The 14,445-nt window shown below is 66.2% G+C and carries 9 protein-coding genes; 5 read left to right on the plus strand and 4 right to left on the minus strand.

What is annotated here, in order from left to right:
- Window positions 1-60 precede the first annotated feature (60 nt).
- The 3 genes from L8F97_RS11680 (at window position 61) to L8F97_RS11690 (ending at window position 4,014) form a co-directional block, all read left to right on the plus strand.
- On the plus strand, window positions 61-732 hold the full coding sequence (locus tag L8F97_RS11680) for a 4-carboxy-4-hydroxy-2-oxoadipate aldolase/oxaloacetate decarboxylase (protein WP_242149864.1): 672 nt from the start codon (window positions 61-63) through the stop codon (window positions 730-732).
- Window positions 725-1,783 (plus strand): 4-oxalomesaconate tautomerase, encoded by a 1,059-nt coding sequence (locus L8F97_RS11685; protein WP_242149867.1) that lies wholly within the window; start codon window positions 725-727, stop codon window positions 1,781-1,783. The genes L8F97_RS11680 and L8F97_RS11685 overlap by 8 nt, the downstream gene beginning before the upstream one ends.
- Window positions 1,784-1,869: 86 nt before the next feature.
- Window positions 1,870-4,014 (plus strand): TonB-dependent siderophore receptor, encoded by a 2,145-nt coding sequence (locus L8F97_RS11690; protein ID WP_242149870.1) that lies wholly within the window; start codon window positions 1,870-1,872, stop codon window positions 4,012-4,014.
- Here L8F97_RS11690 and L8F97_RS11695 read toward each other — a convergent pair.
- The 3 genes from L8F97_RS11695 to L8F97_RS11705 all read right to left on the minus strand — a co-directional run bounded on the left by L8F97_RS11695 (window position 4,011) and on the right by L8F97_RS11705 (window position 9,926).
- A complete protein-coding gene (locus L8F97_RS11695) occupies window positions 4,011-5,141 on the minus strand; it encodes an endo-1,4-beta-xylanase (protein ID WP_242149873.1) in 1,131 nt (376 codons plus the stop codon). The two genes, L8F97_RS11690 and L8F97_RS11695, sit on opposite strands and share 4 nt — an antisense overlap.
- On the minus strand, window positions 5,141-6,697 hold the full coding sequence (locus L8F97_RS11700; protein ID WP_242149876.1) for a glycoside hydrolase family 28 protein: 1,557 nt from the start codon (window positions 6,695-6,697) through the stop codon (window positions 5,141-5,143). Before L8F97_RS11700 ends, L8F97_RS11695 begins: the two co-directional genes overlap by 1 nt.
- A gap of 61 nt (window positions 6,698-6,758) precedes the next feature.
- Window positions 6,759-9,926 (minus strand): TonB-dependent receptor plug domain-containing protein, encoded by a 3,168-nt coding sequence (locus L8F97_RS11705; RefSeq protein WP_242149879.1) that lies wholly within the window; start codon window positions 9,924-9,926, stop codon window positions 6,759-6,761.
- Between the two features lie 244 nt (window positions 9,927-10,170).
- On the opposite strand from L8F97_RS11705, the gene L8F97_RS11710 reads away from it, so the two are divergent.
- Window positions 10,171-11,745, plus strand: coding sequence for a glycoside hydrolase 43 family protein (locus tag L8F97_RS11710; RefSeq protein WP_242149882.1), 1,575 nt, complete (start codon window positions 10,171-10,173; stop codon window positions 11,743-11,745).
- A complete protein-coding gene (locus tag L8F97_RS11715; protein WP_242149885.1) occupies window positions 11,742-13,316 on the plus strand; it encodes an MGH1-like glycoside hydrolase domain-containing protein in 1,575 nt (524 codons plus the stop codon). The genes L8F97_RS11710 and L8F97_RS11715 overlap by 4 nt, the downstream gene beginning before the upstream one ends.
- 8 nt (window positions 13,317-13,324) lie before the next feature.
- On the opposite strand, the gene L8F97_RS11720 is transcribed toward L8F97_RS11715, so the two are convergent.
- Entirely contained in the window at window positions 13,325-14,356 is a 1,032-nt protein-coding gene (locus L8F97_RS11720; RefSeq protein ID WP_242149887.1) for a LacI family DNA-binding transcriptional regulator, read from the minus strand.
- Window positions 14,357-14,445 lie beyond the last annotated feature (89 nt).

A 14,445-nucleotide genomic window follows, 5' to 3' on the forward strand; every position in this document is an offset into this window, starting at 1 on the left:
CAATTCGGATTTGTGATCTCTGATGGAATGTTCAGGCCGGTCGTGAAGGAGATTGCAAGCATGGCCAAGGTCGTCACCGGGATCGAACGTGCGGACGCGGGCGTCATCGATGGCCTCGCGGCAGCGGGGGTCGCCACTGTGCATGAGGCGCAGGGCCGGATCGGCCTGCTCGCCAGCCGGCTGCGGCCGATCTACCCCGGAGCACGCATCGCCGGGTCCGCCGTTACCATCTCGGCGCCGCCGGGCGACAACTGGATGGTACACGTCGCGATCGAACAGTTGCAGGCGGGCGATATCCTCGTGCTGGCACCGACGAGCCCGTGCGAAGACGGCTATTTCGGCGATCTCCTCGCCACCTCGGCGATGGCGCGGGGCTGTCGCGGGCTGGTCATCGACGCGGGCGTGCGCGACGTGCGTGATCTGACGCAGATGGGCTTCCCGGTGTGGTCAAAGGCGGTGTTCGCGCAAGGCACCGTCAAGGCGGTGCTCGGCTCGGTCAACGTGCCTATCGTCTGCGCGGGCGCGGCAATCGAAGCGGGAGACGTGATCGTCGCGGATGATGACGGCGTGTGCGTGGTCAAGCGCGCCGATGCCGCCGACGTGCTCAACAAAGCGCAGGCGCGCGAGGCCGCCGAAGAAGCCAAGCGCCGGCGGCTGGCGGCGGGCGAACTTGGCCTCGACATCTACGACATGCGCGGCAAGCTTGAAGCGATGGGGCTGACATATGAGTGAATTTTCCGCGCCCTGCATGTGGATGCGCGGCGGCACCTCGAAGGGTGCGGTGTTCCTAAACGACGATCTGCCGGCGGACACGGCCGCGCGTGACGCGTTCCTGCTGCGGGTGATGGGATCGCCCGATCCGCGCCAGATCGACGGCATGGGCGGGGCGGACCCGCTCACCTCCAAGGTGGCGGTGGTATCGGCATCGGCGCGCGAGGGCGTCAATGTCGACTACCTGTTCCTCCAGGTGTTCGTAGATCAGGCGATCGTCACCGACGCGCAGAATTGCGGCAACATGCTCGCCGCAGTCGGCCCGTTCGCGATCGAACGCGGGCTGGTCGCGGCCACCGGGGAGGAGACGCGTGTCGCGATCTTCATGGTCAACACAGGGCAGATCGCCGTGGCAAGCGTGCGGACACCCGGCGGCGTGCCGACCTATGCCGGTGACGCCCGGATCGACGGCGTGCCCGGTAGCGCCGCGCCAATCCCGCTTGAATTCCGTGACACCGCCGGATCATCCTGCGGCGCGCTGCTGCCGACCGGGAATGCCGTCGACGTGATTGACGGCGTTGCCTGTACGTTGATCGACAACGGCATGCCGTGTGTGGTGTTCAAGGCAAGCGATGTCGGCGTGACCGGCTACGAGGATCGCGAAACGCTCGACGATGCGACCGAGCTGAAGGCCCGGATCGAAGCGATCCGGCTCAAGGCGGGGCCGCTGATGAACCTCGGCGACGTGGCCGAAAATTCGGTGCCGAAGATGATGCTTGTCGCACCCCCCGCGCACGGCGGCGCGGTGACGGTGCGCAGCTTCATCCCGCACCGTGCGCACGCGACGATCGGCGTCCTCGGCGCGGTCAGCGTGGCGACGGCATGTTTGGTGGCAGGCTCGCCCGCGGCCGAGGTGGCGGTGATCCCGGACGGACCACGCAAGACGCTCTCCGTCGAGCATCCCACCGGTGAGATGAGCTGCGTTCTGGAGGTGGGCGACGACGGGCAGGTCGCGACGGCCGCGCTGCTGCGGACCGCGCGCAAGCTGATGGACGGGGTGGTTTTCGGCTGACCGCCGACCCGAGAAAGCTTGCTGCTATTGATAAGCGCTCGCAAATAGGCCAAGGGCTTCCGCAGGGAATGCAAAGGGACTCTTGGATGACGCGTGAGATTTTCGCCGCGATGCTGCTCGGCTCGGTGGCTTACGGTGGCCCGGCCTTCGCCGACGTCGCGAGTGGCTCCGCCGTCGACGATCAGGACACGATCGTCGTACAGGGCGAGCGGCCCTCCACCGAATCCTCCGCCGGCACGAAGAACCCGGCGCCGATCGCCGAAACGCCGCAGTCGATCAGCGTCATCAGTTCCGCGCTGATCGCCGATCTTGGCCTGTCGAACCTCAATCAGGCGCTGCGCTTCGTCGCGGGCGTCACCACCGAACAGCGCGGCTCCAGCGCCGAAGTCTACGACCAGTTCAAACTGCGCGGCTTCGATGCGCCGCAGTTCCTCGATGGGCTGAAGGTCACGCAAGGTGCGGGCTATCTCGCCTCGCAGGTCGACGTGTCCCGGCTCGAGCGGGTGGAGGTGGTGAAGGGGCCGGCATCGGCGTTGTACGGCCAGTCGGGCCCGGGCGGCCTGATCGCGCTGTCCAGCAAGCTGCCGCTTGACGAGGCGCTGTACGGCGCGGTGTCGGGCACCTATGGCAGCTACGATCTCTACCGTGTGGATGGCGATGTCGGCGGCAAGGCCGGCGGCGTGCTGTGGCGGGTCTACGGCAGCGTCAACGGCGCGCACACCCAGCAGACGTTCAGCGCGCGCGAGCGGGAGACGATTTCGGGCGCAGTGACGTTCGGGTCCGGCCATGCCACCACGTTGACGCTGCTGGGCGCTTACTCGCATGATCCGCAGAACGGCAGCTACAGTGTGTTCCCAGCGTCGGGCACGTATCTCGCCAACCCCAACGGCACGCTGCCAACCAGCCGCGATTTCGGTGAGAAGGGCAATTACTTCCGCCGTGAGCAGGTTGCGGGCACCTACATCCTCAACCACGACTTCGGCGACGGCTGGGCGTTCCGCGCGTCGGGCCGCTACCAGCATGCCACGTCGCGACTGGGGATCGTCTATGCGTCGGGTGGCCTCGACGCGTCCGATCCGACCGGGCAAACCTACAGCCGCGCGTCCTATGCCACGCGCGAGACCGGCAGCGGCTGGGTGTTCGACAACCGCCTGAGTGGCAGCTTCGACACTGGCCCGTTCAAGCACGACGTGCTGCTCGGCGTCGATCACCAGTTCAACAAGGCGTATGAGCTGTCGGCGTTTGGGGGTGCAACGCCGCTCAACGGTTTCGCACCGGTATACGGCACGATGATGGTGCCAGACCGGCCGGACGCTGTCCCGGCGAACTTCGGTGTGAACCCGGCAAGCCCGCGCCAGACGCAGACCGGCATCTACGCGCAGGACCAGATTTCTGTCGGCGGCCTGCGGGTGTTGCTGAGCGGGCGGCAGGATTGGGCGGACACGCGCGCGATGAAGAATGATGCGCCGGAGAACTCCAAACGCTTCACCTATCGCGCGGGTGCGCTCTACACCACGTCGTTCGGCCTCGCGCCCTATGCGAGCTATTCCACCTCGTTCGAACCGCAGAGCGGCATCGTTACCCGCTCGGATGGTACGCTTGGCGCGGCGCGGCCGTCGCTCGGCAAGCAGCTCGAGTTCGGCGCGAAATACACGGTGCCGGGCACCAAGATCCTGCTGACCGGCGCGTGGTTCCATATCAACCAGACCAACGTGGTGACATCGAACCCGATCACGTTCGCCGGCGTACAGGGCGGCGAGGTTCGCTCGGAAGGATTCGAGATTGAGGCGAACGCGCCGCTGCCGCACGACTTCAACGCGCGACTGGCGTTCAGCCGGCAGAAGGTGCGTACCGTGAAGGACACCGCCAACCCGGCGACGATCGGCAACGGCATCCTCGGCGTCGGGCGTGGTGGCACGTCGTTTAACCTCGAGTGGGCACCGCATACCGGTACGCTTGAGGGCTTTGCGATCGGTGGCGCGGTGCGGCAGGTCGACAGCATCACCGCGAGCAGCACGTCGCTGGTCAGCACGCCCGGCTTCACCGTGTTTGACGCACTGGCGCGTTATGACCTCGGCAAACTCTCGCCCCGCCTCGAAGGCCTGACGCTCGGCATCAACGCACAGAACGTGTTCGACAAGAAGTACGTGACGACCTGCTACCTCGATTACGCATGGTGCTGGTACGGTAATCGCCGCACGGTGCAGGGCACGATCGGCTACCGCTTCTAGGAGGGCTTCGGAGACGACGCGATCGGCGCTGCTTGAAACGCGGCGGCGATCGCGTCGCGGAATGGTTTGGGTCGGAAGTCTGCATCGAACGGGCATGGCCGCTTCGGCAGCCCGTCGCTGCGTGGGCGGAACGCGTTCAGCCAGCTATATTTGTCGCTCAGGCCCCAGCACATCACCGTGCCGCATTGCCGGTAGGACAGCATCAGGTCGAGATAGGCGCGGACATGCGCCGCCACTGCCGCGTCGCGCACCGCGATCGGGCCGGGCAGGGGATTGTCGTGCACGTCCATCTCGGTGACGAGCAGGTCGAGCCCCATGCCGGTCACCGCGTCGAGGAACTGCCGCCAAGCGCGTTCGTCGATGTTGCCGAGCCCGGTCGGTGCCTCGCTGTACTTGCTGCCGAGGTGACTTTGCACGCCGAGCGCATCGACCGGCGTGCCGCGCTTCTGCATGCCTTCGAGCAGCCGCAGCACGGCGTCACGATGCTTGCCGTCATCGGCGGTCCAGCTCATGAAATCGTTATAGACGAGTTGCGCGTGCGGCGCCGCTTCGCGCGCGGTGTGGAAGGCCAGGTCGATCACCGTCTCCGCCCCGCCAAGCGGGCGCGACAGCGTCGTCTCGCGCAGCAGGCCCGTATCCGGGTCGATCGCTTCGTTCACCACGTCGAAGCTGTCGACCGCAGGCGCGTAACGGCTGGCCACCGTGCGGACATGCTCGACGAGCAAACGTTCGGCCTCGGCTTGGGGATGAGGGCCGAAATCATACTCGACCAGCCATTTCGGAAACCAGCGTTCGTAATGCCACAGCAGGGTGTGGCCGCGCACGCCGAGACCGTTCGCCTTCGCCCACGCGACGATGGCATCGGCGGCGCGGAAGTCGAACGTCTTGACGTCGGGTCGGGTGGCGACCCACTTCATCTCGCCCTCCGGTACGATCAGTCCGCACTTCGCGGCGTTGAGCGCGCGGTAAGCGGGATCCGCGAAGTTGGCGCCGCCCATCGTGCTGCCGAACCGCCGCCCACTCGCCCGCGCAATCGCGGCGAGCGAGGCCGCCTGCGGCGATGCGGCGGCGAGCGGACCCGACACGGCAAGCGCTGCCCCGGCGGCGAGCACATCGCGGCGGCGCATCACAGCGTCACATTCGCCGGCCCGGCAAGCGCCTGGTCGCGCACGCCGTGTGTTGCGGTGGTGGTGAAGCCGCTCACCCGGTCGAGCGAGAAGACGCGGCCCTTCGGCGTCCGCACCGCGAGGAAGTCGGCGTCGGCCACGTCCTCCAGCCGGAACGCGGGGCGCGGGTCGGGCGCGATCGTCGCCACCTCGACGTTGCTCATCCGCAAGCCTCGCACGTGGCGGACGAAAAATCCGGTTGCGGGCAGGTCGCCGAACATGGTCGCCTCCGGGTAGCCGAGTTCGTTCTCCGGCGGGACGATCGCCGCCATCGCCGCCGGCGCGCCGCCGATGTGCTGGAAATGGCAGTCGCTGATCTGCACGTCCTCGATCGGGTGATCGGGCAACCCGGCAATCACCGAAGGGAGCAGGTTCGCCCCCGAACTCGACACATTCTGGATCAGTACGCGGCGGAGCGTGCCGATCGCCGCGCCCGCCGGGCCGCGCATCCGCTTGCCGAGGCGGAGGAACAGCGGCCCGTCGACCGTGCCGCGCATCGCGATGTTGATGATCGTGATGTCCTCGATCACCGCGCCGTCCACCGTCTCCAGCGCGATGCCGCGGCTGTCCTCGATCACGCAGTTGCTGATCGTGATGTTGCGAAAACCGCCGTTGCTTTCGGTGCCGCATTTGATGCGCCCGTGAATGGTCTTGGCGAAATCGGCCGGCATTTTCTTCCAGCTGCCATCGATTACCGAGCCGACCTGATAATTGCCGGTGACGTAGCAGTTGGTGATCGTCAGGTTCTCGGTCGCGCGCGGATAGCCGAGCGCAAAGCTCGATTTCGGGCAGATACCGTCATCATAGGGTGAGTTGACGGTGCAGTTGCTGATCCGCACGTTGCGGCAGCAGTCGATATCCATGCCGTCGCGGTTGGTGTCGACCGTCAGATTGTCGATGGTGAGATTGTCCACGCCGGTGGCGAGGACGCCGAACCAGCCGCCTTCGAGCAGCTTGAAATCGCGCAGCAGCACGTTGTGGCAGCTCTTCAGCGCGATCGCCTTGTTGCCGGTGCCGGGGCCGTTGGCGTCCTTGAGCCAGCCGTCCTTGCCATCGCCACGCCCAAGGCCCTTGCCCCAGATCAGGCCGCCGCCGATGATCGCGATGTCGTGCAGGCCTTCGCCCCAGATCAGGCTGTTGCGCCAGTGGCCGTGGCCGAAATCCTGAAACTTTTCGTAGGCCGGGTCGATCGGCTCGGCGACGTCGTAGCCGGCGCTGCCTTGCGGTGTCGCGGCAAGCAGGACCGCACCGGAATCGAGATGCAGCGTCACCGCGCTCATCAACCGGATAGTGTAGCTGGGGTAGGTGCCGGCGGGGAAATGGACGGTGCCGCCGCCCCGCGCCGCCGCCGCTGCGATCGCGCGGTTGATGGCGTTGGTATCGATCGTGCGGCCGTCGCCGCGTGCGCCGAACTGGCGCACATCGAGCCAACCCACATCCGCCGCGAACGCGCTGGTTGGCAAGATCGCGGCCAGCGCCGCCGCGCCACCGGATAGAAGGAGGTCTCGCCGCTGCATGACTATGCTCCGAGAAAAATGCCCCGGCCGGCAACGTGCCGGCCGGGAAGGAGGGAAGCGATCAGAATTTAGCGGTGACGCCCAGGAAGAACTCCGTTCCCATCACGTCATAGGTTGCCGAGAAGGTGTTCGCGCTCGGCCCCTGCGTCGTGATCGGCGGGTTCAGGTTGAAGATGTTGTTGGCGCCACCGAACAGCTCGAAACTCTTCGTCGCATCGTAGGTGAACGACAGGTCGAAATAGTTGCGCGACGGCAGCTTCGGATAGGCGATCGTGTTGAGCGCCGGCGTCGTCGTCGAACCCTGGCGCAGCGGCACCAGATAGCGATCCGTTGTCACCGGGCCGATGTAGCGATGGCGCAGCGAGAGGCCGAGTGGGCCGGTCGTCCACGTCACGCGGCTTGTGCCGCGCCACACCGGCAGCGGCTGGCCGCAGGTCGGGCCGAACGATCCATCGCAGTGGTTCTGGATGTTCGGGAATGCGGCCACCGGCACCGAGGTGAAGTCGTTCAGCCATGTGAAGCTGCTGCTCAGATCGAAGCGGCTCGTGTCACCGAGGCCGGGGAAGCCGAAGTCTGCGGTGAAACGGTAGCGTGCCGCGAAATCGAGGCCTGAGGTGCGCAGCGACCCCGTGTTGGCGTTGAGGATCTTCGCTACATAGGGATCGTTGATCTCGCCGGTGCTAGGGTTGCGGCTGATCGCCTGGCAATACGGGCTGCTCGCGTCCTGAATCACGTTGTAGCACAGGCTAAGCGTGTTCTGGAGGCCACCGCCGAGTGACGAGATCGCGCCGTCCAGCTTGATGTTGAAATAATCGACGCTGAAGAACAGCCGTGGCGCAAAGGCGGGTGTGAACACGACACCGGCGGTGTACGTGTCTGACTTCTCGGCGGCCAGGTTCGGGTTGCCGCCGAAGTCCGCCGGGATGATCGTGTTTGGCTGCACGGCGGCCGTGAACACGTTGGCCGCCGGTACGCCGGTCGCCACACACACCGCGCGCGCCGCGGCGGTCTGGAGCACGGCGGCGGCACGGCTCGAGCACGGATCGGTGGCGACGCCGGTCACCCGATTGACGCCGCCGTACAGTTCCGAGACGTTGGGCGCGCGGATGGCGCGCTGATATTGGCCACGGAACGCGAAGCTTTTGTTCACGCGCCAGTCGAGCCCGCCGAGGTACGTCCAGTTGCCGCCGATGCCCTTCAGATCATAGTCCGAATAGCGGAAAGCTGCATTGGCGGTGAGGTTCTCGATGAACGGCGTGTCGTGGATCAGCGGCACGCGGATTTCGCCGAAGCCTTCCTTCACACCCACGCCACCGCGCGTCGGCAAACCGGGATTGAAGCCCGCCACGTCACCCGATGCAAGGAAGCTGTCGGGCGAGAAGACCGCGTCAGTCTGCCGCCATTCGAATCCGGCCGAGAAGCCAACCTTGCCCGCCGGCAGCGCGAACAGGTTGCCGGTCAGGCTGCCCTGCGCGACTTGTTGCGTCGCCGTCGTGGTGTTGGTCGCGCTGATCCTGATCGCGGCGGCGCACGCCTCGCTGATCTGTGCGCCGAAGATGTCGCACACCGGTGCGGCACCGTTCTGCGACAGCACCGCTGCCTGCACGCGGCTGCGGGACAGCGCGTTCTGGAGCAGCAGCGTGTCCTCGCTATGCGAGTAGGTGTAGTAGACGTCGTATTTCAGATCGGTGAGGAAAGAGTCGCTGACGTCGCCTAGGTTGCCGCGGAAGCCCCAGGCGCCGCGGAACACGTTGCGTCGCTCGCTCGCCAGACGCGGGCCGACCTCGACGTAGCGGCGGCCGGCGATGATCGAGGCCAAGCCATCGTTGGGCCGGTTGGTGTACGTGGCGGTGCCGGCGGTGACCGTGGTGTTCCCGGCTTCCGACCGATCGAGGACGCCCAGCACGTTTTGGAGCGCGGGCGAGACATATGGATTGTTGACGTTGAACAGCGTCGCGGAACCGATATTGGTCGGCGCGAGCCGCGCGTTCACCTCGTTATGGCTGTAGTGCAGCTCCATATAGCCGGTGATGTGGTCGTTGAAGTCGTAATGGCCGAAGCTGTTGATCATCCAGCGCTTTTGCGGCTGGATCAGATAGTTGTCGGGACCGAGGTTGAAATCGTCCTGTGGTGTGAGCGCCGGGCGTGCGGTGGTGCCGGCACTGTCGAAGGTGAAGCCTCGCGAGGTCAGGCCGGATAGCCCCGCACCGGCATAGGCGGCGTTGAGGGCCGTGTTCGACCCGCCGGCCGCCGGAATGCCGGAGAAGCGACCATTGGGAATATCGCCCGATCCGCTGGCGATGAAGCCGAGCTGACCACCACCGGCGACGCAGCTTTGCCCGGCGGGTGGCGTGAACGGCGTACCTGGACGGGTGGCGCTGCCCGAACCGGGCGCGACGCAGCCATCGGCAAGGCTGAGATAGGCGAAGCTGCCGCGTTCGCCGCGCGTGATCGACCCACGATTGAGATAGTTGCCCGACACGACGAGATTGCCACGGCCTTCGGCGAAATTGCCGCCCATCGTCAGATCGAAGTTGTACGTTGGCGTGCCGGTCGGCCGGTCGACGTTGACCTGCGCGCGGCCCTCCACACCCGAGAAATCGTCACGCATGATGAAGTTGATGACGCCGGTGATCGCGTCCGAACCATAGACCGCAGAACTGCCGCCGGTGACGATCTCGGTCCGCGCGATCAGCGAGGAAGGAATAGTGTTGAGGTCGGTAACCTGTTCCGGCCCGAAGATCGCGAAGCGGCGACCATTGACGAGCACGAGGTTGCGGGTCGAGCCGAAGCCGCGCAGGTTCACATCGGCATAACCGCCGGGAACGGTGTTCGACGTCGCGCCGCCGAGCTGTGAGCCGACGACCTGCGGAACTTGTTCCAGCGTGCGGTCGATGTTGACGTTGCCAGAAAGCTTGATGTCTTCCTGATTGAACACGTTGACGGGCGTCGATGCGTCGAACCCGGTGCGGGCGATGCGGGATCCGGTGACGACCACGTCCTGCGTCGCGGCCGGCTCCGTCGAAGTCACGCCTTCCGCATTGACTTGGCTGCCGGCCTGCCCGTTGGGATCTGCGACGGTGCTTGTCTGTGCCGGCGCGCCGGTCGGCGCTGCATCTGGCACGGCTTGCTGCGCGGTTTGCGCTGCGGCAGGCGAGGCCAGCGAAAACGCCAGCAGCATCGTGGCCGTGCCCGCGAGTAGCCGGGTACGCGTGTTCCAAGAACCCATTCGTTCATCCTCCTTTGGGGCTTTGCGCCGTTTTTAGACCCTGTCGAGCATCGGCCGTTGCCGTCACTCTGGGGTCGGTTAACACCGATGACGCCATTATGCTAGCGCTGGCAATAGAAACTTGATGCGGTGGTTTTGAGTGGTAAGGGTTGGACGACCAGCAAGTGAGCGCCACCGAAGACGCCGCGACACACGAGAGGAGCGCGTGACAATGGTATCAATCCGCAGCGGGAAGCGCTGGTGTGTGGCGCTCACGTCCATAGTGCTGGCGGGGCCGCTTCCGGCGTCTCCGCAGCAGCCGCCGGCGACCTTCACCAATCCGATCCTTTACGCCGATTACTCCGACCCCGACGCGATCCGCGTCGGCCGCGACTATTATCTTGTTGCATCAAGCTTCCACTTTTCGCCGGGGCTGCCGGTGCTGCACTCACGCGATCTCGTTCACTGGACGATCATCGGGCACGTCTTGCCCAAGCTGCCGTTCGCGCCGGAATACGACATGCCTGGGCCGCACACGCTGACGGATGCGATCTCCAAGCCGATCGGCGGCACGCGTTACGCGGGCGGGGTGTGGGCGCCATCGATCCGGTTCCACGCCGGCAAGTTCTTCGTCTACTGGCCGACACCGGACGAGGGCATCTTCATGGCCACGGCGACTAACCCGGCTGGCCCGTGGAGCAAGCCGGTCGCGGTGATGGCGCAGCCTGGCCTCGAGGATCCATGCCCGTTCTGGGATGACGACGGCAGCGCCTGGCTGGTACACAGCCGACTTGGCGCCGGCCCGTTGATCCTTCACCGGATGAGTCCGGACGGCACCCGCGTGCTCGACGCGGGAACCGTCATCGTCGAGGACAAGGTGCGGCTGCCGACGCTGGAGGGGCCGAAGCTCTATAAGCGAAACGGCTGGTACTACATCTTCGCACCGTTCGGCGGCGTCTCGACCGGCGCGCAGGCGGTCGGTCGTGCGCGTGACATTCACGGGCCATATGAATGGCATACCGTGCTGAAGCCGGGAACCAGCGGCGTGCAGGGACCGCACCAGGGCGCATGGGTGGAGACGCCATCGGGGCAGGGGTGGTTCATCCACTTCAACTCCACCGGCGCGTTTGGTCGGATCGACTATCTCGAACCGCTGCGCTGGGTAGACGACTGGCCGATCATCGGCGCCCCCATTCCCGGTGATGCGGAAGCCGGCCAACCGGTCGCGCGTGCGCCGATGCCCGATACCGGTAGCCCGCCTACGCGGGATCGCATCCAGGCATCGGACGACTTCGCGTCGCCCAAACTCGAGCTGCAGTGGGCGTGGAACCACAATCCGGACGATCGCGCGTGGAGCCTCACCGCCCGGCCCGGCTGGCTGCGGCTGAACGCACTGCCCGCGCAGCATCTCGTCACCGCGCGCAACACGCTGACCCAGATCCTGCATGGCCCGAAGAGTCGCATCACCACCCGGATCGACGTCACGCGCATGGCCGATGGCGAGCGGGCAGGGCTGACGCTGTTCGGCGTCGGCCCGAGCTGGATCGGTGTGGTGCAGGCGGGGGGCATGCGCCGCATCACGCTCGCTTCCAAAGGGCTGGAGACAGCGGGTCCGCCGCTTACCGCCGGCACGTTGTCGTTGCGCGCGGATGTCGGGCCGAAGCAGACCGTGCGCTACAGTTATAGCGTAGACGGTAAGCGCTTCACACCATTCGGTGACGCGATCCCGCTGGCGCGATTCTCCTGGTGGAAGGGGTCTCGCCCGGCGCTGTTCACCTTCAACACGGACGGTGCCGGCGGCAGTATCGATGCGGATTCGTTTGAGGTGGAACAGCCATGATCGTCGGTCGCCGTCCCTTCCTCGCCGGTGCTGCGGCCGCGATCGCGCTGCCCGCCACCGCGCGTGCCGCTCCTGCGGCATCCTCCGCGCCCGTTTTTACCACCTCCAATGCACGCTGGCAGAACGCCTATGACAAGGCTTTGGCGGTGCTCGCCGGCAACGTCCGCGTGTTGCCGTACATCCCGAATCCGGTGCTGATCGAAGGGTCGGTCTATAACGGCATCTGGCAGGAATGCGGTCCGCATGAAGCGTTGGTGTACCGCCACTGGCGGCCCGATGTGGCGCGGGCGAGCCACCTGACCTTCTTCGCGCTGCAACGCGCGGACGGTCAGTTGCCGGCCAACAACAAGCTGACCGAAACCGGGTTCGGCCAAATCCAGATGGTCGTGCCGATCGCCGCGACCGCTTGGGAACTCGCGCATGCGACCGGCGACGCCGAGCTGCTGGAAGCCAGCTACCGCGCATGCTCCGCCTGGGACGGCTGGCTGATGCGATACCGCAACACGCGCGGCACCGGTCTGGTCGAGGGGTTCTGCACCTACGATACCGGCCACGACAACAGCCCGCGCTGGCAGGGCGTGCCCGATCAATGCCCGAATAAGGAGGCCAAGCGTTACCCGTCCGGCTTCGGCCTGCCGCGCCTGTGCCCGGACCTTTCGGCGACCGTTTACGGCGCCCGCCGTGCGCTCGCCGAGATGGCGCGTGCGCTCGGTCGTGGTCCCGAGGCAGACCGCTGGACCGAGCAGGCCGAGGCGATCCGTCGCCTGATCCTTACCCGTCTGTATGTCGCGGAAGATGCCGCCTTCTACGATCTCGACGCCGCCGACCGCTTCGTACGGGTGCGCGGGGACATCCTGACGCGGGTCGCCGGCGAGCATGTCGTCGATCAGGCCGTGTTCGACGCGATGTGGCAGCGCCAGCTCGGCAACCCGAAGGCATTCTGGTCGCCGTTTCCGTTCCCGTCGATCGCGCTTGATGACCCGAGCTTCGTGCGGCCGATCCCGCGCAACAGCTGGGGCGGGGCGGCACAGGCGCTTACCGCGCTGCGTACCGGACGCTGGATGGATCACTACCACCGTTCCGCCGAACACGGCACGCTGATGAACCGCTGGTGCGAGGCGATCCAGCAGGACCCCAGCTTCCGGCAGCAGATTGACCCACAGACTGGCGCGTTTACCCAGGAAGACGCTCCGAACTATTCTCCGGCGGCATTGGTCATGGTCGATTTCACCTGGCGGCTGGTCGGCGTTCAGCAGGTCGGTGGCGAACTGCATTGGAATTGCCGCCCGGCGCACCCAGCGGCGCGTGGCGCACGCGCCGTGTTGCGCACTGACCAGGGGCAGGTGGCGACGCTCGCGTATGAGGGTGGCGGCGCGACGCTGACACTTGGCGGTACCCGCGTGGCCCGTATCGATGGCGGCCACGCCCGGTTGGTGACGGATACCGCGGGTCGCCTGCTCAGGCTCACCGGTATCGAAGCGGAGACACAGCAGCCGACGGTGACGCTCATGAACCGATCACCACGCCGGGTTGCGCTTGCGAGCAATGCGGACGCCACGCTGCCCGCCTGATGCGCCCTTCAAACTGGCGGCGGTGCGCTTGATTCGCTTAGGATCAGCGGCAGGTCGGCGCGATCGACTTGGGCGATTGGCGCTCCGGCCAACGTGTCGAGCAGATGCCGCGTTGCCTGACGCGCCATTTCGTCGAACGGGCGCAGCACCGTCGTCAGCGCGGGCGTCAGCATCTGCGCCAGAATGCTGCCGTCGAAGCCGACCACCGACAGGTCCTGCGGCACCGCGATGCCGCGCGCCGCGGCAACCTTCAGCACCGCCGCAGCCATGATGTCGTTCGCGGCGAAAATCGCGGTCGGCGGCTCGGCGCGATCGAGAAACGCTTCTGCCGCCGACAGCGCGGAGGTGAAGCCGTAATCGCCCTCCGCCTCCGCCAGCAACGTCAACCCGGCTTGGTCCAGCGCATCCTTGAAGCCGGCGCGCCGCTCCCGCGCGGAGATCATGTTCTGTGGACCCGTAACCATCGCCATTCGGCGGTGGCCGAGATCGACCAGATAGCGTGCAACCTTGGCCGCAGCGCGCCGCTCTTCGGAAATGATGACCGAGACGTAGCCATCCACCGGGGTCGAGGAAAGCGCGACCGCGGCCACGCCTTCCTGCGCCAGCGCGTCGGCCAATCCGGGGATGCCCGAGACCGGCGGCAGTACCACCAGCCCATCGACACGCGAACGATGCACGAAAGCGAGCACGTCCTTAATCGCGAGGTTCTCGGCCGATGGGACCGAATGCATGATGAGTTCGTACCCATCCGGCGCCGCTTCGCCGACGATGCCGCGTTGCACCGCCTCCAGCACCAGCGCGTTGCGATCGTTGTGAACCATGCCGATCAGGAACGATCGCCGCATCGCCAGCGCGCGCGCGCGCAAGCTGGGACGAAAGTTGAGCCGTGCGATCGCCGCCTCGATTTTCTCCCGCGTGTCGGCGTTGACCATCGGTGAGCGATTGAGCACGCGCGACACCGTGCGGATCGATACGCCCGCCGCCTCGGCGACGTCGTGGATGGTCGGCTCCGTATGCGCCTGTCGCTCTGCCTGCCGCAATCCTGTTGCCCTTCGCTCTCGTTCCACCCGGAAGCCTAGTCTCTGACGGCATCGTTCGGGAAGTCCGGAATCGAAGATCGCGCATCTCG

This window comes from Sphingomonas sp. BAUL-RG-20F-R05-02 (genome assembly GCF_022662305.1).
Classification (GTDB): Bacteria; Pseudomonadota; Alphaproteobacteria; order Sphingomonadales; family Sphingomonadaceae; genus Sphingomonas.